The 21,263-nt window shown below is 43.1% G+C and carries 20 protein-coding genes and 5 tRNA genes; 6 read left to right on the top strand and 19 right to left on the bottom strand.

Annotated elements, in window-relative coordinates:
- Positions 1–3 precede the first annotated feature (3 nt).
- From GSF04_RS23430 to GSF04_RS18240, 4 genes are all read right to left on the bottom strand, one after another.
- Positions 4–261 carry a hypothetical protein gene (locus GSF04_RS23430; RefSeq protein WP_249122414.1) on the bottom strand — a complete coding sequence of 86 codons (258 nt, stop codon included), beginning with the start codon at positions 259–261 and terminating at the stop codon, positions 4–6.
- 48 nt (positions 262–309) lie between these two features.
- Entirely contained in the window at positions 310–1,152 is an 843-nt protein-coding gene (locus GSF04_RS23435; protein WP_249122415.1) for a sulfatase-like hydrolase/transferase, read from the bottom strand.
- A gap of 29 nt (positions 1,153–1,181) precedes the next feature.
- Positions 1,182–1,562 (bottom strand): DUF3413 domain-containing protein, encoded by a 381-nt coding sequence (locus tag GSF04_RS23440; RefSeq protein WP_249122416.1) that lies wholly within the window; start codon positions 1,560–1,562, stop codon positions 1,182–1,184.
- 345 nt (positions 1,563–1,907) lie between these two features.
- On the bottom strand, positions 1,908–2,414 hold the full coding sequence (locus GSF04_RS18240; RefSeq protein ID WP_211858260.1) for a DUF3087 domain-containing protein: 507 nt from the start codon (positions 2,412–2,414) through the stop codon (positions 1,908–1,910).
- Between the two features lie 168 nt (positions 2,415–2,582).
- On the opposite strand from GSF04_RS18240, the gene GSF04_RS18245 reads away from it, so the two are divergent.
- The 3 genes from GSF04_RS18245 to GSF04_RS18255 all read left to right on the top strand — a co-directional run bounded on the left by GSF04_RS18245 (position 2,583) and on the right by GSF04_RS18255 (position 4,480).
- Entirely contained in the window at positions 2,583–3,218 is a 636-nt protein-coding gene (locus GSF04_RS18245) for an energy transducer TonB (protein ID WP_211858262.1), read from the top strand.
- A gap of 106 nt (positions 3,219–3,324) precedes the next feature.
- Positions 3,325–3,882 (top strand): RNA polymerase sigma factor, encoded by a 558-nt coding sequence (locus tag GSF04_RS18250; RefSeq protein ID WP_130163599.1) that lies wholly within the window; start codon positions 3,325–3,327, stop codon positions 3,880–3,882.
- Positions 3,875–4,480 (top strand): hypothetical protein, encoded by a 606-nt coding sequence (locus GSF04_RS18255; RefSeq protein WP_211858264.1) that lies wholly within the window; start codon positions 3,875–3,877, stop codon positions 4,478–4,480. Before GSF04_RS18250 ends, GSF04_RS18255 begins: the two co-directional genes overlap by 8 nt.
- Before the next feature lie 9 nt (positions 4,481–4,489).
- Here the strand turns inward: GSF04_RS18255 and GSF04_RS18260 are convergent, their stop codons facing one another.
- Positions 4,490–5,866 carry a Na+/H+ antiporter NhaC family protein gene (locus tag GSF04_RS18260; protein ID WP_211858266.1) on the bottom strand — a complete coding sequence of 459 codons (1,377 nt, stop codon included), beginning with the start codon at positions 5,864–5,866 and terminating at the stop codon, positions 4,490–4,492.
- 212 nt (positions 5,867–6,078) lie between these two features.
- Between GSF04_RS18260 and GSF04_RS18265 the strand changes: the two genes are divergently transcribed.
- On the top strand, positions 6,079–6,927 hold the full coding sequence (locus tag GSF04_RS18265) for a MurR/RpiR family transcriptional regulator (protein ID WP_010375966.1): 849 nt from the start codon (positions 6,079–6,081) through the stop codon (positions 6,925–6,927).
- A gap of 54 nt (positions 6,928–6,981) precedes the next feature.
- On the opposite strand, the gene GSF04_RS18270 is transcribed toward GSF04_RS18265, so the two are convergent.
- The 12 genes from GSF04_RS18270 to xerD all read right to left on the bottom strand — a co-directional run bounded on the left by GSF04_RS18270 (position 6,982) and on the right by xerD (position 16,770).
- A complete protein-coding gene (locus GSF04_RS18270; protein ID WP_211858269.1) occupies positions 6,982–8,142 on the bottom strand; it encodes a DUF1343 domain-containing protein in 1,161 nt (386 codons plus the stop codon).
- A gap of 817 nt (positions 8,143–8,959) precedes the next feature.
- Positions 8,960–9,036, bottom strand: a tRNA-Arg gene (locus tag GSF04_RS18275).
- Positions 9,037–9,173: 137 nt separating this feature from the next.
- Positions 9,174–9,250 (bottom strand) — tRNA-Arg (locus GSF04_RS18280).
- A gap of 136 nt (positions 9,251–9,386) precedes the next feature.
- Positions 9,387–9,463, bottom strand: a tRNA-Arg gene (locus tag GSF04_RS18285).
- Between the two features lie 135 nt (positions 9,464–9,598).
- Positions 9,599–9,675: transfer RNA gene (locus GSF04_RS18290), tRNA-Arg, on the bottom strand.
- 21 nt (positions 9,676–9,696) lie between these two features.
- A tRNA-Ser gene (locus tag GSF04_RS18295) sits at positions 9,697–9,789 on the bottom strand.
- A 119-nt stretch (positions 9,790–9,908) separates the two neighbouring features.
- Positions 9,909–10,091 (bottom strand): hypothetical protein, encoded by a 183-nt coding sequence (locus GSF04_RS18300; protein WP_010375970.1) that lies wholly within the window; start codon positions 10,089–10,091, stop codon positions 9,909–9,911.
- Between the two features lie 237 nt (positions 10,092–10,328).
- On the bottom strand, positions 10,329–11,879 hold the full coding sequence (gene lysS / locus GSF04_RS18305; protein ID WP_010375973.1) for a lysine--tRNA ligase: 1,551 nt from the start codon (positions 11,877–11,879) through the stop codon (positions 10,329–10,331).
- Between the two features lie 27 nt (positions 11,880–11,906).
- Positions 11,907–13,005 (bottom strand): peptide chain release factor 2 gene (prfB, locus tag GSF04_RS18310; RefSeq protein ID WP_099030198.1). Its coding sequence is split into 2 segments (ribosomal slippage): positions 11,907–12,929 and positions 12,931–13,005, totalling 1,098 coding nucleotides; the frame shifts between segments, so codons are not numbered across the junction.
- Positions 13,006–13,178: 173 nt separating this feature from the next.
- Positions 13,179–14,909: a single-stranded-DNA-specific exonuclease RecJ gene (gene recJ / locus GSF04_RS18315; RefSeq protein WP_193522601.1), complete on the bottom strand. Its 1,731-nt coding sequence runs from the start codon at positions 14,907–14,909 to the stop codon at positions 13,179–13,181.
- A 101-nt stretch (positions 14,910–15,010) separates the two neighbouring features.
- Positions 15,011–15,748 carry a bifunctional protein-disulfide isomerase/oxidoreductase DsbC gene (gene dsbC, locus GSF04_RS18320; RefSeq protein ID WP_010375978.1) on the bottom strand — a complete coding sequence of 246 codons (738 nt, stop codon included), beginning with the start codon at positions 15,746–15,748 and terminating at the stop codon, positions 15,011–15,013.
- A 98-nt stretch (positions 15,749–15,846) separates the two neighbouring features.
- Positions 15,847–16,770 carry a site-specific tyrosine recombinase XerD gene (xerD, locus tag GSF04_RS18325; RefSeq protein WP_211858271.1) on the bottom strand — a complete coding sequence of 308 codons (924 nt, stop codon included), beginning with the start codon at positions 16,768–16,770 and terminating at the stop codon, positions 15,847–15,849.
- Positions 16,771–16,850: 80 nt separating this feature from the next.
- Between xerD and fldB the strand changes: the two genes are divergently transcribed.
- Positions 16,851–17,375, top strand: coding sequence for a flavodoxin FldB (gene fldB / locus GSF04_RS18330; RefSeq protein WP_211858272.1), 525 nt, complete (start codon positions 16,851–16,853; stop codon positions 17,373–17,375).
- Positions 17,376–17,420: 45 nt separating this feature from the next.
- Here the strand turns inward: fldB and GSF04_RS18335 are convergent, their stop codons facing one another.
- Together GSF04_RS18335 and GSF04_RS18340 are read right to left on the bottom strand one after the other, a co-directional pair.
- Positions 17,421–19,019, bottom strand: coding sequence for a hybrid sensor histidine kinase/response regulator (locus tag GSF04_RS18335; protein ID WP_211858275.1), 1,599 nt, complete (start codon positions 19,017–19,019; stop codon positions 17,421–17,423).
- Positions 19,020–19,148: 129 nt separating this feature from the next.
- Positions 19,149–19,853 carry a methyltransferase gene (locus tag GSF04_RS18340; protein ID WP_211858277.1) on the bottom strand — a complete coding sequence of 235 codons (705 nt, stop codon included), beginning with the start codon at positions 19,851–19,853 and terminating at the stop codon, positions 19,149–19,151.
- A gap of 67 nt (positions 19,854–19,920) precedes the next feature.
- Between GSF04_RS18340 and srmB the strand changes: the two genes are divergently transcribed.
- Entirely contained in the window at positions 19,921–21,147 is a 1,227-nt protein-coding gene (gene srmB / locus GSF04_RS18345) for an ATP-dependent RNA helicase SrmB (protein ID WP_010606189.1), read from the top strand.
- Positions 21,148–21,263 lie beyond the last annotated feature (116 nt).

Here is a 21,263-nt window from a genome sequence, read left to right on the forward strand (position 1 = left end):
TATCTACTGAAAGTGACTTATCTGCTGCATTGCCTCTTGAATATATTCAAAGTTTGGCTCTTGCTCTGATGGCCTGTTAGTTTCATCGAGCGTCTCGTAGATTCCCATGGGCGAGACTTCAATAATTTGCTGCTTACTCACAACCGCATATTTGTTGTAGCTACTAAGTAGTAACCAATTTCTCTCTTTAACGGGCCCGGTTAGGTTATAACCCGTACTATACTCTTCAGGCGTGTTTTTAATCCCTAAATACTCATTCATCAACGTTGGAGCCAGGTCTAAGTGACTGGTTATCACATTTGAGGCTTGCTAATGCTGCCACTTTTCGCTTTTTGGTCCAACAACAATAAATGGCACCTTTATCTGCGGCTCAGTAAAATTACTATTATGTCCCCAGTAATTAAGCTTGTTGTCATTCAGCTCTTCACCATGATCTGACGTGATAATCACCAGTGTATTCTCTATATCAAGCTGCGCTAATACCGATGCAGCAAGACTATCTACAAAGTGTGTACTGGTAAGATAACGATTTAAAATTGGTTCTCTATCATAATCGTTGTCCAATAACATATGGTTAATGGGACCGTGCATTGGCTCAAACCCGGCATGGTAACCCTCAGGAACTGCGTAGCCATGGATTGCATCATAAAAGAGAAAACTGAAAGACGGCTGGTTTGGATCTTTATTAGCATACCATTTAGCCCAATTTTTGGTGATCTGCTCATCCCTAGCTAAAACGTCATCACCTTCAGTATGTGTTTTCAAGCCTATAATGTTGGCAAAGACTGTTTCATTGAACTCAGGGCGAACAAGCTGAGCAGAAGAGAATATTCCAAGTTGATAGTTCAACTCCCGCATTCTGTCCATCAATAACGGTGTAACACGATTGTTGTAAATGTCCTGCCAAGCGGTGCCAGGCAAGCCATAAAATAACCCGGTTATCCCTGTACGTGTAGAATTTCCAGTAGAGAAGTGTTGATTGAAGACCACTCCCTGTTGTGAGAATCGCCAAATATTGGGAGTCACTTGCGCTGTAAAAGCATCATACCGCCATGAATCCAGCACCACAAAAACAATATCAAGAGGCTTCTTAACTGGCTCTACTTCAATAGGTTGTAAAGGATAGTTAAATTGTCCTTGTGTTAAAGACATAGATTTCTGCTGCGCCAATGCAGCTTCATCTAGCAAATCATATCTACGCAAAAAGGAGTTTGCTGTTGCGGACTTTCAGAGAGGTAAGTACTTACTGACCCCGTAATCGGTTGATATACCGTCGCACTTGCCCAAGCATGAATAAGCGCAATAATGGTTACGCTGGTAAACTTTCGACCAAAGCGCAGCTGCATTACGGCTCGGGGCTTACTTAACCACGTTAACAGGTAAAACTGGAAAACAAATATCATAATAAAAATGGCTACCGCTTGAGCCCATGCAATTGGCGAGAACTCAATAACTTGGCCTGCAAGCAGCATATCGACAATAACACCGTTAATATGAAACTTGTAAAGCTCAAAGCACAAGCTATTTGCAATAAGTGCTACGAAAAACAATGCATAAAGCAAAGCATACGGATCTCACTTTATTTGACTGTAACCATACTAAAGGCATAGCGACAATACTCACTAACGCTGTGAGTATAGCCATATGGCTCCACGTTGATACGGAAACGTAAAATAATGTCAGTCCTAGATAATCGGCAGGGTTGGTATTTACAACGTTTATGGTAATTAAGATTGAGCAAAGAGAGTTGATAAGAACCGAACTGGTGAACTGGTGAACTGATGACGCAATAGCACAGTTCAATTTGTTCCTTTAATAGAAAGCTTAACTCTCATCTTACCGTTCTGACATAGTTAGTGTCACATTAAAAATTGTGAAAAAGTTTAACGCCGAAACAAGCCGCTTTGTTAGTACTGTTTCAATATCGTTTCTTTATAGTTTTCTGCTTTTATTTCAACTTGATACTTGCTAGCCAGTGAATCCAGCTCTGCTTGCCACATCGCCAAATCATCCATCGTTATGGTATTGTCATCCAATTGCCATAGCTGACGAGATCCCGCATAGCTATACTGAATCGCCGTCATCGCATCTACATCCCCCTGCTGCGCTGCCTGTTTTAACTTCGCCATTTTACGGGTGATTTTGTTCAGTGATTGCTTTAAGTCCCACACATAACTTACTTCGGTCATAAAGGGATGCGCCTTATGCTTTTTGAGCACAAACCCAATGACGATGCAGGTCACGACTACACCAGTTAAATTCCAATGAAAATGGCTACCATCAACATCAGGAAATAATTGGATCAATAACTGAGCAATCCCTAAACTACCGATTGTTAGCGCTGTAACGCAAGCAATGATAACTTGATTTAGATGTTTGCGATAACGCGCCTTGCTGATCTCAACTAACTTCATAACAACCTATGATCACGAAAAATTAAATAATGTACTCTGCTCCTCGTGCATTGTAATCCAAGGCCTGTGGCCAAACCAAGATACATATCAAAAAAATCTAAAAACTTTCACCCCGTTTCCGTTACCCAAACGTTCTATTTACGAAAACAACATAACGGGGATAAAATCATGACGACATTAGCCACTCTTCAACAGCCTAATTCAGCAATTCCAAAACTCGCACTATCGCTTGTTGGCGCAGTTATTATTACTTTTGCCACCTTTGGCTTTATGCAAAACTTGGTCTCTCAAGAGCTCACTCGCCCCATTATCGACAGAGAAGTATTTGATCTTACTATTGCAGCGGATAGAGAGGACTCTCCAGTCGAAGAAAAAAGGGTAATGCCAGAACCACCAAAACCAATAACGGCCCCGATTAGACCTACTGAAAATATCGTTGATACAGGAGATAATCTACAAATTAGTAGCGAGACACCTCGCTTAGATTTAGGTAAGTTTGCTAACACAATGACGCTGCAATTCTCCACCGATGGGCAAGCGACTCCACTTGTTAGAAGCAACCCTAACTATCCGCCCGCGGCTGCTAGAGATGGAGTGGAAGGCTGGGTAGAAATGGAGTTTGCCATTTCTCCACAAGGCGAAGTGATTGATGTTAAAGTGACGAAAGCGGAGCCTAAAAGAGTATTTGATCAGGCTGCTGTCAGAGCACTAAGGAAATGGAAATATAGACCACTTATTGTTGATGGAAAACCGCAGCCGCAATACGCTCAGCGCGTTGTATTAGAGTTTACACTGGAACAATAACAGCCATTGATACGTAATCAATTTGAGCCGCTGAGTCACGAAGTAAACTTCTTAATTTAGCTTATTGATATTAGGGTCTGTTGACCCTTGAGACTTAGGATTGCCTATGCTGAGTAGCTTGAAAATGTGGCGTGCTCGCGCCACCAGCAACGTAGAAGATCCGCTTTATGAATATGCGACGACGGGTAAAGTAAAATACCTAGAGCAAGTCATTGAGCGCTATCAAAGTGATTTATTTCACTTTCTAAAAACACAAACACAGGCGGCGTCGGCAGAAGATATATGTCAAAAAACATGGTTAAAAGTCATCGAAAAGAAAAGCGCTTATCGACAGCAGGGTCACCCCAAGGCTTACTTGTTTCACATTGCACGTAACTTGCTAATCGATTCAATCAGGGCCTCAGGTAAACTCTCTGAGTTGACAGATAGTAAAGTAGGTATGACCAACTCCAATGAGTTTACAAAAACATCGGAGGAACAGTGGCTATACCAGCAAATTGCTGCACTTCCTTTATTACAAAAAGAGGCGCTAAGCTTACAGTTAGAGGGCTTCAGCTTAGCTGAAATAGCGCAAATTGTAGGGGCCACACAAGAGACTGTAAAAACTCGAATTAGATACGCAAAAGAGACACTAAAGTCTCAAGTGGGTGAAAATCATGAGTAATTTAGACAAATTTGACGCCAAGTTAAAAGCGGCTTACCAAGCTAGCAAGCAGGACAAACCGTTAACTTTGGCTACTCGCATCAAGGTGCGACTAGTTAGCTTTGCCCATCATTATTTGGGTTGTATAGAAACTTGGCAGTGGAGCGCGGTTACTTGTTCAGTCGCTTTACTTTTCACCTTATGGTATCAAAATCAACATGTTGATATTGATAAAGAATATAACTCAAGTGCTCATTTAGTCAGTTATGGAGATTTTCAACACATCGAAACGCATGAGCTAGAGCAGGGCCAGTATCTTGCCCGCATAGACGAACAGAAAAAAGTGCTGGATGCTAGATTTGAGGCTGCGCAACAACAAGTTCAAGAACAGCGTTACGGTCGACTCGTTGCGATTAACGATGATGCTTGGTTAATTGAAGAGTGTAATACCCATACTCTCATCGAGTTAAAACAGAGCTTACTTAGCGCCATGCCGCAACCAAAAACCAGTGTTATTAATTTTAATACGCCAGTTATGCTAGCACTGTCGACCGCCAACCAAGGGCAAATTATTGCAATTGAAAGTATAGGGCAAAACCAAGTTTTGGCTTGCCCCTAACAGGCGCTCTTAAATCATAATAAGGCTGGCAATAAAGAAGCAGATAATAGCTAATACGCCCCCCACCAGTGCATAGGGTAATTGGGTTTTAACATGAGTCAGTAGGTCACACCCTGATGCCAGTGCCGATACCGCGCTGGTATCAGAGATAGGCGAGCAGTGATCGCCAAATATACCACCGCTTAAAATAGCACCAAGCACAAGCGATGGTGGCAAGCCAAGCGCTTGAATCAGTGGCACACCAATCGGTATTAATATAGCGAAGGTGCCCCATGATGTGCCTGTTGTAAATGACATGATTGCACCAGTAATAAAGAGTACAGGTACTATCAAGTAAATAGGCAGATAATCACCAACTAAAGACGCAACAAAAGTGCCTGTTCCCAACTCTTTTAGACTTGCGCCTAAAGTCAAAGAAAGTAACACAATGCTTACTAATGGCAGCAGCTCCCCCATCCCCTTAAAGCCAACATCCATTAGCTCATGATGACTAAACCTCTTACCAGTTAAAAGCAGCAGGTACGCAACGGTTGAAGCTAAAATTGTGGCATAAAGTACTGACTTAGAGCCACTACCATTTGCCAATACACCATCGCCTGTCCAAAACATAAATCCAATCATACTTACAATCAGCGTTAATAAAGGGATCAGCATATAACGCGATTTGGTGGCACTTGGCCCACTACTTATTTCAGCTGTATGGTGCTTTAACTCTTGCTCTGCGGCCCTCATCGGTCCATGAACTTTATCAAAGACAATCGTATAGAGAACAATTAACAGTGCAATAATCGCATAAAAATTAAACGCGACACTACCCCATAAAATACTCACTGCCGACTGCTCAAGTTCGTAGTTACTCAGCAATCCAAGCACATAAGCACCCCAACCATTAAGCAAAATCAAAATACATACAGGAGCGCTAGTACTATCGATGATATAAGCCAAACGAGCCCGACTCATTTTGAACTTATCAAATAGTCCCCTCGCAACAATACCAGAGGTTAGTACACTCATATTTGATTCGATGAACACTGCAGTGCCAGTAAACATGGTTAGTAAGCCAACCTGACGTTTACTTTTAGCGACGCCTCGATTAAGCAGCATATTCACCGTTGCAGCAACTCCACCTGACTCTCTAATGTAGGCGAGCAATGCACCGATCACTATACTAAAAATCAAGATCCGGCTGTTACCTGCCGATGTCGCAACCTCAATAACACGTTCAATACTGCCTACGAATGTGCCGGCAACTAGTGACTGCTGACCATGTAGAGCCAATAAAAATTCGGAAGAAACTAGCGCTAAAATCAATGCGATAATCACTTCTTTACGCCAAAACACGACTGCAATTGCAATCAAAGGTGGCAAAATCGAGTACCAAGCCATATAGTTTAATCTATAAATTCAAAACACTTAGCTTAAGTTAAGCGGTTTAAAACACCAAGTCTTTGCGACTAAATTAAATTTAAGTCAACATTTAACCCCAATACTGGTACAATGAGTGTGTTTTGTGCAATGATATTCCTTTTTGGTCTATCGTAACGTTCCAATTGAACCTATAATATGGACAGATTAATTTAGTTCGGATTGAGTATCGCATGTCTACATTTGTCAAAATAAAAGCACTTCGTCCATCACTATCAAATAGTGAAGCAAAGCTTGCTGACTTTACCTTGAACTCGGGCGATAAAATCCGTGCGCTTTCCTCCGTTGAGCTGGCACGCGAAGCCGGTGTCAGCCAATCTAGCGTCGTAAAATTTGCCCAAAAGCTGGGTTATAAAGGATTTCCAGCATTTAAACTTGCCGTTGTTGATGCGCTCAACGAGCAAACGGATACCAGCGCACCAATTGATGAGTTAATTTCCAGTAATGACTCCATCGAGTTAATCGCAGATAAATTACAACTAAAACAGCAAAATGTTATTTCCGAAACTCGAAAACTTAACTCAGCAAAACAGTTTGAGAACGCAATTCAGTTGGTGAAGAACGCACGAAAAGTCATTGTGTGTGCACTTGGTAGTACTTTCACTATGGCCCAAGATTTAACTTGGAAACTCCAAAAGCTTGGTATTCCGGCAATTGCTCAGGTTGATGAAATCAGCGCATCTAGCTTTATTGCAACGATGGGGAAGGACGATCTTTTTATTGTGATCAGCAATACAGGAACCAGTAAGAGCTTGCTAACCTTGACTAATCAAGCATTGGACAATGGTTGTAAATGTCTTGCCATTTCTCGTTATGGTAGCCACTCACTTGCGGAAATGGCAGATGCGATACTGTATTGCATCAATGAAGGAGAGCCACTTAAACATTCAGGCATGCTGTCTCGTACTTCTCAAGCCTACCTTATTGATGTTTTATTCACTGCACTTGCACAATCAAACCTGCATTGGCAAAAACGCGTGGATAAGGCCAATGAAAACATGCAAGTATTGCGTAGCGAGTAAGACTTAAGCTGCTCACGGCAGACTCGTGCTGCCGTTTACCTCTAGCAAAAACCCTTACAGTCTCGGGTATAATAAATACTTTTTCCGCTGCTTTAAAAAATCTTGTACATCCTGCTGCCACAGTTTTCTCAACTCTGATGCCGATTGGCCAGACTCAATGGCTTTGCGGATTTTGTCCGTGCCTGCAAGCTTATCGAGAAAATCGGGGGACTGAAAAAACGCTTTATTCTCGTGCTTGAACTGTGCGTATGCAGCAACAAACCAAGTTAGATCAAAACCTCGTACATTGCTGTTTCTTAAGTCCAAGCCAAACGCAGTCACACCATTTAATTTAGGATTGGAAGCCGCACCTAGTACTGGTCGGGGAGTGAACTGAAACTCGCCCAATTTAGGATCTGGATAGCCAAAAACTTGAAATGGAAAATCCGTTCCACGACCAACAGAAATAGGTGTCGCTTCAAAAAAGCACAAAGATGGATACAAGTAGATTGCTTGTTGGTTTGGTAGGTTAGGACTTGGTGGTATCGGCAATCTGTATTCAGTGTTACCGCTATAGTTTCGCATTGGAAATACACGTAACTGTAGCGCTGTAAGCGAGGTTAACCAACCTTCTCCTTTAATCATAGTCGCCAGTTCGCCAACGGTCATGCCATGCAATACAGGAATGGGATGCATACCAACAAAAGATTGAAATGGTTTTTCTAATAATGGGCCATCAACATATGCGATATTTGGATTTGGCCTATCAAAAACCCAAAATTCAATATTTGCATCGGCTGCGGCTTCCATCGCGAGGTGCATAGTGCTGATGTATGTATAAAAGCGCAACCCCACATCTTGAATATCAAAAATAAGCACATCGATATCTTTGAGCTGCTCAGGCCTTGGCTTTTTATTACTGCCATAAAGCGAAATGATTGGTAGCCCAGTTTTCACATCTTTTACATCATCTACTTTAGCGCCCGCATCATAATTACCACGAAAACCATGTTCCGGTGCAAAGACCTTTTTAACATCCACTTCTTTATTAAGTAAGTAATCAACTAGATGTTGGTCGTCAACGCGGGATGTTTGGTTTACGATTAATCCGACGCGCTTACCTTTTAACACAGGTAAATACTCTTCTGCGCGCTCAGCACCTAATGTAAGCGCTTCAACAGTTAAAGGAACACAACAAAAAACAAGTAGTAAACAAATTCTGAGTGATTGAAACATATAACGCTTTCTCTAAATAAATACGCGATTAGGGTATCAGTCAGAAAAAAAATGAAAAGTGTTTCGAGAGTTTAATCATGCAGTAGTGAATCTCTGAGCGTCGTCGTATTCAACTTGCGTAATAGATCGCAGGGTGAACCTGCTCCTACACGAAATATTATAGGGGATGTTGGACGTATATTGTGGAGGGTGAAGCTCCGAGCGCCATCATATTCAACTTTCGTAACAGATCGCAGGGTAAACCTCCTACATGGATATTAGACACAAAAAAACCGACTTTCGTCGGCTTGTTTATCTCTTTATTTTACCACTTGAGATAAGTAGCGGATGCAGGACGTGTATTGAGGAGAGTGAACCTCCGACCGCCTGTTTTTACCTTCATTCTTTAACCACTTGAGATAAGTAGTGGATGCAGGACGTGTATTGTGGAGAGTGAACCTCCGAACGTCGTCGTCTTCAACTTTCGTAGAAGATCGCAGGGTAAACCTGCTCCTACATGGATATTAGACACAAAAAAACCGACTTTCGTCGGCTTGTTTATCTCTTTATTTTACCACTTGAGGAGAAGTGGCGGATGCAGGACGTGTATTGTGGAGAGTGAACCTCCGACCGCCTGTTTTTACCTTCATTCTTTAACCACTTAAGAGAAAGTGGCGGACGCAGGACGTATGTTGTGGAGAGTGAACCTCCGAGCGTCGTCGTCTTCAACTTTCGTAAAAGATCGCAGGGTAAACCTGCACCTACATGGATATTAGACACAAAAAAACCGACTTTCGTCGGCTTGTTTCTCTCTTTGTTTTTACCACTTGAGAGAAAGTGGCGGACGCAGGAGGATTCGAACCTCCGACCGCCTGGTTCGTAGCCAGGTACTCTATCCAGCTGAGCTATGCGTCCGTTATGAATGTATAGTTTTTCAACTTTCTCTATATTTAACCACCTAAAGAAAAGTGGCGGATACAGGACGTATTTTGTGAAGGTTAACCTCCGACTTCCTGTTTCCTACCTTTATTATTTAACCACTTAAGGAGAAGTGGCGGACGCAGGAGGATTCGAACCTCCGACCGCCTGGTTCGTAGCCAGGTACTCTATCCAGCTGAGCTATGCGTCCGTTATAAATGTATAGTTTTCCAACTTCTTTATATTTAAACACCTAAAGAAAAGTGGCGGAATCAGGACGTATTTTTTGAAGGTGAACCTCCGACTTCCTGTTTCCTACCTTTATTATTTAACCACTCAAGGAGAAGTGGCGGACGCAGGAGGATTCGAACCTCCGACCGCCTGGTTCGTAGCCAGGTACTCTATCCAGCTGAGCTATGCGTCCGTTATGAATGTATAGTTTTCCAACTTCTTTATATTTAACCACCGAAAGAAAAGTGCCGGACGCAGGACGTGTTTTTTGAAGGTGAACCTCCAACGCCTGTTTCCTATCTTTATCATTTAACCACTTAAGGAAAAGTGGCGGACGCAGGAGGATTCGAACCTCCGACCGCCTGGTTCGTAGCCAGGTACTCTATCCAGCTGAGCTATGCGTCCGTACAAGACAACCATTAAAAATGGCGGAGAGGGAGGGATTCGAACCCTCGATAGGGCTACAAACCCTATACTCCCTTAGCAGGGGAGCGCCTTCGGCCACTCGGCCACCTCTCCGTCTTGTGGGGCGTATAATATAGGTTAGAAAAAATATGTCAAATACTTTTCTTGTAAAAAAGCACTGAATGGTGATAGATTGTGCAGTCTGCTTAGTTACTCGGCACTAACGCCAATTTTTACTCATTTTGTAGGGGGTTAGGATCGCTGTAGGTATTTCTTAATGCACGTTGTTGACGCAAAACTTCGTCTAAAAATGCTTCTTGATAACCAAGCTGCTGAAACTCAGCGATGCAAGCCCGATAATATAAAATTCTCGCTTGCTCGTGCTCATCAACATTTTCAAACTCATTATTGCTCATCTTATTGGATTCCCTATTTGTTATTTTTAACGCAGCATTAGAACTTGAAAAAGACTAGTTAGGAAATTGGGATAATCTAGTTTCAAAAGAGAAACAACTTTTATTATGAATAGGAGTTGGCAATAACTACATAATAAAACTATGTATTTAAAAATACTGTGAGATTTATCTTACGAAAATAACAGAAAAGCGCCATAAGGCGCTTTTCTAAATGTACTTTCAGATTACGTAAAATACTTACTGTTCAGCTTGCACTTCAGGACGCATGTGTGGGAACAAGATAACGTCTTTAATAGTCGGTGAGTCTGTGAATAACATCACAAGGCGATCGATACCAATCCCCTCACCTGCTGTTGGTGGTAAACCATGCTCTAGCGCACGAATATAATCCGCATCGTAGTGCATTGCTTCATCGTCACCTGCATCTTTTTCTTCCACTTGGCGAGCAAAGCGCGCAGCTTGGTCTTCAGCGTCATTAAGCTCAGAGAAACCATTTGCAAGCTCACGGCCACCCACGAAGAACTCGAAGCGGTCTGTGATAAATGGATTTTCATCGTTACGACGCGCCAGCGGAGACACTTCCCAAGGATATTCAGTGATGAATGTTGGTTGGATAAGTCTGTGCTCAGCGACTTCTTCGAAGATTTCACATAGGAACTTACCTGGGCCCCATACACAGTTTTCAGGGATCTTAACGTGAACTTTCTTAGCGTAGGCTTTTAGTGCTTCAAAGTGGTTTTCTGGATCTTTAAAGATTTCAGCTTGTGCTTCAGCATCTGGGCCGTATTGTAAAATAGCATCAGCCATAGACAAACGCTGGAACGCACTGCCAAAGTCATACTCAATCGTCTCTGTCACTTCGCCTTCAGCATTCTTCACAGTATTAACAACCGTAGTAGTGCCTAACACGTCTTGTGCCACGGTGCGCAACATGTCTTCGGTCAAGTTCATCAAATCATTGTAATCCGCGTATGCTTGATAGAACTCAATCATAGTGAATTCTGGATTATGACGCGTAGATAAACCTTCGTTACGGAAGTTACGGTTGATTTCGAACACACGATCAAAACCACCAACCACTAGACGCTTAAGATATAGCTCAGGCGCGATACGTAGATACATATCAATATCTAGCGCATTGTGATGCGTTACAAATGGACGTGCAGACGCACCGCCTGGAATAACCTGTAGCATCGGCGTTTCCACTTCCATAAAATCACGCTCAGCTAAGAAACGGCGAATACCTTCAATCACTTTTGAACGAATACGGAATGTTTCGCGCGTATCCATGTTAGTGATCAAATCAACATAACGCTGACGGTATTTTGCTTCTTGGTCAGTCAGACCGTGGAACTTTTCAGGTAGTGGACGTAGCGACTTAGTCAGTAGTTCATACTCAACCATGTCGACGTATAAATCGCCTTTACCAGATTTATGAAGCGGACCTTTAACACCAACGATATCGCCGATATCTAATTGACCATACTTCTCTTTTAGGTCTTTTTGTACGTCTTTTGAAGCATAAGCCTGAATACGACCTTTCATGTCTTGCAACACTAAGAAAGGACCACGTTTCGCAAGCAAACGACCCGCAACAGAAACATGATGATCAAGTTCTACTAGCTCTTCCTTCGATTTATCACCAAACTTAGCTTGTAGATCTTGTGTGTAGTCTTCGCGGCGGAATGAGTTCGGGTGGCCATTCGCAGGGCAATTTTCCCGGATCGCATCTAGCTTGCCACGACGCTCAGCAATAAGTTTATTTTCGTCTTGATTGTGATCTGTCATTGTTTAGCTCTTAGTTTAGCTTGTGGATTAAAGGCCTGATTTCAGGCTTGCTTCGATAAATTTGTCTAAATCGCCGTCTAGTACGGCTTGGGTATTGCGATTTTCAATACCTGTACGCAAATCTTTAATACGTGAATCATCTAGCACGTATGAACGGATTTGGCTGCCCCAGCCGATGTCAGATTTTGCATCTTCTTGGGCTTGCTTTTCAGCGTTTTGCTTTTGCAGTTCAAGTTCAAACAATTTCGCCTTTAACTGCTTCATCGCTTGATCTTTGTTCTTGTGCTGCGAACGGTCATTCTGACACTGCACTACCGTATTGGTTGGTAAGTGCGTAATACGTACCGCTGATTCTGTACGGTTAACGTGCTGACCACCTGCGCCCGATGCACGATATACATCGATACGAAGATCTGCAGGATTAATATCGATTTCGATATTGTCGTCAATTTCTGGGTAAACGAATACAGAAGCAAACGAAGTATGACGACGGCCGCCTGAATCAAAAGGACTCTTACGTACTAAGCGGTGTACGCCCGTTTCTGTACGAAGCCAACCATAAGCATATTCGCCCGTGACTTTAACTGTTGCGCCCTTAATACCAGCAACATCGCCATCGGTCGCTTCAACGATTTCGGCTTTAAAGCCTTTCGCCTCAGCCCAGCGCAAATACATACGCAGCAACATATTACACCAGTCTTGGGCTTCAGTACCGCCAGAACCTGACTGTAAGTCGATGTACGCATCGTTGGCATCTTGCTCGCCTGAGAACATACGACGAAACTCTAGCTTTTCCAGCTGCTCAACAAGGCCGTTGACCTCTTGCTCTGCTTCAGTGAAGGTTTCTTCATCTTCGGCTTCTACGGCAAGCTCAACCAGACCTTCTGCATCATCGGCACCAGACACGAGATTATCGATGGTTTCAACAATCACTTCTAAATTCGATTTTTCTTTGCCCAGTGCTTGGGCTCTTTCCGGCTCATTCCATACAGCGGGATCTTCTAATTCGGCATTAACTTCTTCTAAACGCTCTTGCTTTAGAGCGTAGTCAAAGATACCCCCTAAGAAGCTCTGTACGTTCGCGAATTTCCTTGATTTGGTTAATCACAGGATTCACTTCAAACATTTACCATTACTCCAGAACTAAATTTGTCGGTTTGTGAATTCACACAAACAGGTCTGACAACGGGTCAGACCATAGATTTAAGCGACCAATAGTATCAAATAATAACCGCGCTTAGCATCCCTTAAAGTGAGAATTTTGGGAGTTTTTTAACAAACTCAGTACGCACATCTCTATTAATTCGGTTGCGCCTGAAGTTCACGCACAATGAGCTGCAAATTATATTTACCACGAAACTCATTAATATCTAATTGATAAGCAAATAAAGCATGGGTTGCCTGGAGATTTGGCCAAGCCCGAACGTCAACGTTAAATGCTATCGCATCAACCAATCGGCCCGAGCGATGCTTAAGCACAAGTTTTAGATGTTTGTCGCCAACAATACGTTGCTGCACCAACTCAAATACATCCTGAAATACCGGCTCACTAAATTGCTGCCCCCACGGACCTGCCTGCTGTAGTTCAAAAGCAAAATCCATGGTAAAGCAATCGCCCGGCAGCTCACCATCCGTCAACAGAATGCTTTGCTTTGCTTCTTCACTCAGCGTCGCACTGACGTTTTGTTCAAATACCTGTTTAAACCGCGCAAATTCAGACTCTAAAATGGTCAATCCTGCTGCCATCGCATGACCACCGAATTTTACAATTAACTCTGGATGCTGGGTATTGATTGACTCCAGCAGGTCGCGCATGTGTAGACCTTCAATAGAACGACATGAGCCCTTTATCTCGCCGTTGTCGCCTTGTGCAAAAATAATACACGGGCGGTGATACTTTTCTTTTAAGCGTCCCGCCAGAATACCTATCACACCTTGATGCCAATCATCTTGATACAAACACAAGGCATCTGGTACTTCTTGGCTTTTAAGTACCAAACGCTCCAATACCGCTTGCGCCTCTTGCTGCATACTTTGCTCAATCTCGCGTCGTTCTATATTTAGACTATCAAGCTCAGACGCAATACGGCGGGCTTGGTTAATGTCTTTCGATAACAAGCAAGCAATACCTAAACTCATATCGTCAAGACGCCCCGCGGCATTGAGTCTTGGCGCTAACGCAAAGCCAAAATCACTGGCACTTAATCTTGCATTATTACGGTTAGAAACCTCGATAAGCGCTTGGATCCCTGGTCGCGTTTGACCACTGCGGATCCGGGCGAGCCCTTGGTGTACCAAAGTGCGGTTATTCGCGTCCAGAGCCACAACGTCAGCCACGGTTCCTAGGGCAACAATATCTAATAATGTCGCCAAATTTGGCATCGCGACATTTTGTTCCACAAAATAGTTTTGCGTCCGTAAGTAATGCCGCAGCGCTATCAGCAGATAAAAGGCAACCCCAACGCCCGCGATAGATTTTGAAGGAAAGTCGCAGTCAAGACGATTTGGATTAACAATGGCATCGGCAATCGGCAACTCATCACCTTGTAAATGGTGATCGGTAACAATCACTTTAATACCCGCCTGCTTCACGATTTCGACACCGCGAATACAGGAAATACCGTTATCTACGGTGATCACCAAATCAGGTTTTATAGCAACGATTTGCTCGGCCAATGCTGGGCTTAAGCCGTATCCTAAGCTAAACCTATCCGGCACGAGGTAATCCACACGCTGAAAACCAAACTGAGGCAACCCCTCCATCAATACGGCGGTGCTCGTTGCGCCATCGGCGTCAAAGTCACCAACAATCAACACTTGTTGTTGCAAAGAAAGTGCTTCAGCCAGAATTTGGCTTGCAAGCTCGATGTCTTTAAATAATTTAAAATCGTGTAAGGTTGCGGCGCTATTGTCGAGTTCGACAACCGACTTAACCCCTCTGGCAGCATAAAGCTGTTTGATCACGGGATGTAGTGAAGCCGGTAAATGGCTGTCATCAACCCGCTCTCTTGGTTTAATTTCTGTATGCATACTTTTTCACAAAACAAAAAAGGCCAAAATGGCCTTTTATATTCTTTATCTTGCTATCTTATCGAGTTCTCAACGCGAACTCCATCGCTAAGCGTGAGTCATTATGACTTAGGGCTATTTGCGTCTAGCATTTGTGCGATAGCTGCTGCAGGTTGATAACCTGGGATCATTGAACCATCTTCAAGAATGATCGCTGGTGTTCCTGAAATACCAAAGCTTTGCCCTAGTTGATAGTGCTCGGCTACTGGCGCTTGGCAGTTTTCAACTGGTTTCACTTCACCACCAGCTTTCGCCTCAGTAAGTGCCGCCGCAGCATCTTTTGCACACCATACATTTTTTAAGTCTTCATAGCCTGAACCACGCAAACCACCACGTGGGAAAGCTAGGTATTTCACGGTAATACCAGCTGCCAAGTAATCTTCTAGTTCACGGTGAAGTTTGCGGCAGTAGCCACAAGTAATGTCTGTGAATACCGTGATTTGATGCTTTTCATTTTCCGCTTTGTAGACGATCATTGAGTCTTCGTATTCAGCAATACCTTTTTGGCGCACATCACTCAACGCGTCTTCGGTGATATTACGGCGGTTATCAAGATCAATCATAGTGCCCTGAATTAGGTATTTACCATCGGCACTTGAATACAGTACCCCTTTATCTGTGATCACTGTTTTTAAGCCCGCAAGCGGACTATCTTTGATTTGCTTAACCGTTATACCTAATCCGCTAAATTGCGTTGTAATTGGGTCTACTTGTGCTGTTGGTGCGACAGGACCCTCAACTTGCTCAGCGAAAGCGCCAAAGCTCAATGCCAGTGAAGCGGCAACTATTAGTTTTTTCATTATGTTCTCTCTAAACCTGTTATTTGAGGGGTTCACGCGCCCCTTTGTGCTACTCACTAAGACCGGAGTAACCATAAATAATTCCCAAGCAACAAAAATTAAGCTCTTGGGTGATGCTGCTGGTGCAATGTTTTTAAACGTTCACTGGCAACATGTGTATAAATTTGAGTCGTCGACAAGTCGCTATGGCCAAGCATCATTTGCACAACTCGCAAGTCAGCGCCATGATTCAATAAATGTGTTGCAAAAGCATGACGTAGCGTATGTGGCGATAACGGCGACTTAACGTCTGCCAAAATAGCATAGTGTTTTATGCGATGCCAAAAAGTTTGTCGCGTCATACCTATACCGCGCTTAGATGGAAAGACAAAATCGGTAGCATGCTTGATCATTAAGCCCCGCCCTTTTTTGAGAAATTGTTCAATCCAATGCAATGCTTCTTCACCCATAGGCACTAAGCGTTCTTTGCCTCCCTTACCCCGCACAAGTACAACAGCTTGTCTCATGTTGACTTGCTCCATTCTTAGCCCGACTAACTCAGTCACGCGCAACCCCGTGGCATACAAGAGTTCGAGCATTGCCTTATCTCTCAGTCCCATCGGGTCGTCACAATCAGGAGCATTTAACAAGGCCTCAACTTCTTGCTCTGACAAGGTTTTTGGCAGCGACGATGTTGTTTTAGGTTGCGCAATAGTATCCAGTGGAGACTGCGCGATTTGTTTTTCTCGCAACCAATATAAATAAAATCTCTTTAATGCACTGATGGCTCGCGCGTTACTCTTTGCTTTTAAGCCCTTGTCTATTCTGTGTGCCAAATAAGCCTCGACGTCCTGACTTGTGATTGCCAGTAAAGAAGACACCGAGGTTTCAGCTTTTATAAATAAGAGAAACTTTTCAAGGTCGCTGCGATAGGCTGCTATGGTATTTTCACTGAGCCCTTGCTCCAAAAATAGCGCATCTAAAAAGGCTTCTATATATTGCGGATCGGACAGTGTATGGGAAGTTGCTTGGTGTTCGCTCACAGAGTACCTGTATTAATTATTAACGTCATGATGTAGACTTGCCACCTATAATACCAGTCAAATTGAAAGTGATAAATACAATGCAAATTGGGTTATTTTACGGCTCGACAACATGTTACACAGAAATGGCCGCAGAAAAGATTCAAGAAATCATCGGCAAAGACACAATTACCTTATTTAATATTAAGGACGAGCCGCTAAAACAAGCTGAGCATTTTGACTTCCTCATTTTTGGTATCTCCACATGGGACTTCGGCGAACTTCAGGAAGACTGGGAGTCTCACTGGGACGATATCGACAGCGTTGATCTGAGCAACAAAGTGATAGCGCTATTCGGCATGGGTGACCAACAAGGTTATGGTGAATGGTTTCAAGATGCGCTCGGCATGCTACACGAAAAAATTGCCCCTCAAGGCGCCACTTTTTTAGGCTACTGGCCAAATTCAGACGACTATGAATTTGAAGCGTCAAAAGCACTGACCGAAGATAAAAGTCAGTTTGTTGGTCTGGCATTAGATGAAGACAGTCAATACGACAAAAGCGACGAGCGTATCGCGACTTGGATAGAGCAAATCATGACGGAATACGCCGAATTAGATATTTAGCGTAGTAAGCGTTAATACTAATTAATGTAATTCAAGGCCGTGTTATTACTTATAAAACTGGCTCAATGCGGCCTCAATTTGAGATAGCTTGTACGGCTTATGGATCACATTATCAAAAACTTCATTTTGAGCTTGAGTTAAGAAAATATCAGCGGTTATCGCCAAGATCGGTAACCTTGAATTTTCTTGTTTGATTAAATGTGCGGCCTCTGTACCACTCATACCCGGAAGATTCACATCCATAAAAATGATGTCAAAGTGTTTTTCTTTTGCCACTTCAAAATAGGCTTCAGCAGATTCGAAAATATCAAAACTACAATTCAGTTTGTCGAGTATCGCAGTGATCAGTAGCTGATTAAGCGGATTGTCTTCTATTACACCAATTTGATGATAGAAAATGGCGATATGCTCTGTTTTTGGTGGCGAAGCGACTTTTACTCCACTTTCACTTCGGCACGGAATAATAAACACTACCTCAGTTCCTTCGCCCTCTTGACTGGAGACACTGATCCGCCCCCCCATAATATCAATAAGTGCTTTAGTTACACATAGGCTTAACCCAACCCCTAAGTTTCCTCTGCCCTCAAACATACTAAAACGGTCAAACAGATTACTTTGCTCAAGCGCTGAAAGGCCTTTACCACTATCTTTTACAATAAACTGTATTTCATTACCAATGACATATGCTCTGAGTACCACTTCTTGCCCAGCCTCGCTGCTCTGAATTGCAGTGTCGAGTAAAGTCTCTATAACGCGCGACACTTTATCCTTATCGAGCATCAAAGCCTCGCCTTTGTAGACGCCAGCAATAGAGTGCGTAATAGTAATATCGTGTTGTTTTGCCTCAGTGGCAAAGCGAGCAACTGACTGTTTGAGTAAATCGGGTAATGAACAAAGAATAGGTTCAAATTGAACTTTTTCACCTTCAATGAGCTCAAGCTCTAAAACGGAATCAATGACAGTAAGCAGTTTACTTCCCCCTGTTTCTATATTTTGCAAGTAGCTTGTCGTAGATTCAGAAAACCCTTCAGCTTCAGCTGAGTTGAGTACCACATCATTAAAACCAATGATGGCATTAAGTTGGGTGTGCAGTTCATGGCTGATATCAGATAAGAAATTGTCTTTGGAATCATTGAGCAGTTTAAGTACGTTTACTTCTCTGCGCAGTTCAAGTTGCCGAATTACCTGACGACCCAAGGTGGCGAGTGTTTTCCTTTGCAAATCGGTGAGTTTTTTGGGCTTATCACTGATAGCGCAAATAGTGCCTACCTTATAGCCGCCTGAGCTAATCAGCGGTGCACCGGAGTAATGGCGGATTTTCGGGCCACCAGTAACCAGTGGATTGTCAAAAAAGCGCTCATCTTCTAGGGCGTCTTGCACCTCAAATACATCTTCTTGCAAAATTGCATGAGAACAAAAGGAGATATCTCGATGGGTTTCATCCACCTCCAGCCCCACTTTAGACTTAAACCATTGGCGATTTGTGTCTATCAAGCTAATAAGCGCGATAGGCGTTTCACAGATCTCTGACACCAGCTGCGTAATTTCATCAAGATTTGCTTCTGCAGCAGTATCCAATACCTTATATTCGCGCAGCGCTTTGAGACGATTTTCTTCGTTATTTGGGATCTCGGCTTTTTTCATGAACACCTACACAAGCGAATTAAACCAGCTAAGTACACGTAAATCAGACTGCACTTTTGACACGATGATTCTGACTATTTCTCAGCTAAAGTGTAGAAGATAAATCACGATACGAGCAAAAAATATCCATCACATTTTTAGGTAAAACTCATGACATAAAGAAACAAAATCATTCGTATATTGGTTATCTAAATCGTATATCACCAACGATTGCTCATGACTTGGTTGTGCTATGCTTTGTTTGCCTATCAGTAGCAATCTGCGAGAGTAAGATTTACTCGGGGTAGTTTTAATCGCACAGCTTGAAACAAGAAACCAATTTCGCGCTTTGGCAAGCTGACAAAAGAGCAAACTCTCTTGATAGGGTAAAATTACCGCAAGTTGCCCAGCATCCGATGTGAACTTTTCGAAGGCATCAAGCAGCGCATCAAAACTTAGGCTGTCCGTGTGTCTAGCTCTATTTCTCGCTTGATTTTCTCCTTTCAAACTCGCGTTGAAGTAAGGTGGGTTTGATACCATGAGGTCAAAGCGCAGCTCGCTATCAAACTCTTGTATTGCACAGCGATGTAGCTCAATATCAGGCCACGGGCTGTGCTTGATATTAAACTCTGCATCCTTTAACGCATCGTCATCAAGCTCAACCGCATGGACTGTGCTCATTGGACTTCGCTGTTTACACATCAATGCGATAAGCCCAGTTCCCGTTCCGACATCAACAACTCGGTTGGCTTCAGCGAGTGGAACCCATGCGCCAAGCAAAATACCATCCGTCGAAACCTTCATTGCTGCATGATGCTGAGTCACCGAAAACTGTTTAAATGCAAACTGAGACATCCTATACCTTTGAGAAAATGCAATAGCAACGTATAATTCCGCTATTGTCCTTTATTTGTGATGCAATATGCAATTTACTGAATTTGATTTAGACAGCAAGCTGATTAGTGCGATTAAAAAAATGGGTTTCGATACTCCCACCAGCATTCAACAGATGGCTATTCCTGAAGCGCTAATTGGCCGAGATATTCTCGCCAGCGCACCAACCGGTACGGGTAAAACCGCTGCATTCTTGATCCCTGCGATTCAGTATTTGCTTGATTTTCCTCGCAAAGAGCCAGGCTTTGCCCGCGTACTTATCATGACGCCAACGCGTGAACTTGCCTATCAAATACACGAGCAATGTGAACTCCTTGCCGCAGGTGTTAACCTTAAAATAGGCGTGGTAACTGGCGGTATTAATTACGGTAGTCACAAAGAAATCTTCGAAAAGAACAATGATATCCTCATCGCAACCCCTGGTCGTTTGATGGAATATCTTGAAACTGAGAACTTCCACGCAGAAAACGTTGAGCTACTGATCTTAGATGAAGCCGACCGCATGCTAGACATGGGCTTTCGAAAAGAAATGCTACGTATTTGCTCTGAAGCGGTTAACCGTCGCCAATGCTTTTTGTTCTCAGCAACCCTTGAGGGCGAAAGTGTTGAGAAGTTTGCTGAACGTATATTACAAGACCCAGCACTACTTGAAGCCACTCCATCACGTAAAGAAAAAGGTAAAATCCATCAGTGGGTTCATCTTGCAGATAACTACGAGCACAAAGTCAATTTGCTCGCACAACTGCTTGATGACGAAGAAGTAACCAAAGCGGTTATCTTCGTAAAAACACGTGAACGCCTAGAAACACTCGTTGGTGAGCTATTTGCTAAAGGCATTAAAACCACTTGGCTACGTGGTGAAATGCCACAAGACAAACGCATGGCTGCGATGGCAAGTTTTCACAGTGGTAAGACGAATATCTTAGTGGCAACAGATGTTGCAGCCCGTGGTATCGACGTTGCGGATATCAGCCACGTATTTAACTTTGATATGCCACGCACCGCAGATATTTATGTACACCGCATTGGTCGTACAGGCCGCGCTGGTAAAAAAGGCACCGCGGTTTCCTTGGTTGAAGCCCACGATGTTGAGATTTTAGGTAAGGTTGAGCGTTACACCGACCAAAAACTTAAGCGCCGTGTAATTAAAGGCTTAGAACCTAAACATAAAGAAGCAAAAGCACCGAAGAAGAAAAAAGATCCGGTGAAAATCAAGGCGAAAAAGAAAGCCGCCAAGGTTAAAAAGAAAAAGTAACCCAAAAAACCAGCGTCAGTACGCTGGTTTTTTTATGTTAATTTGAGCAAGTGCTAATCTGGATAAATGCGATTGCTCGATTTTAAAACGCGTTGCCGCCGTTAATTATAATTGGT

The sequence above is a fragment of the Pseudoalteromonas sp. A22 genome (assembly GCF_018141345.1).
In the GTDB taxonomy this organism is placed as follows: Bacteria; Pseudomonadota; Gammaproteobacteria; order Enterobacterales; family Alteromonadaceae; genus Pseudoalteromonas; species Pseudoalteromonas maricaloris.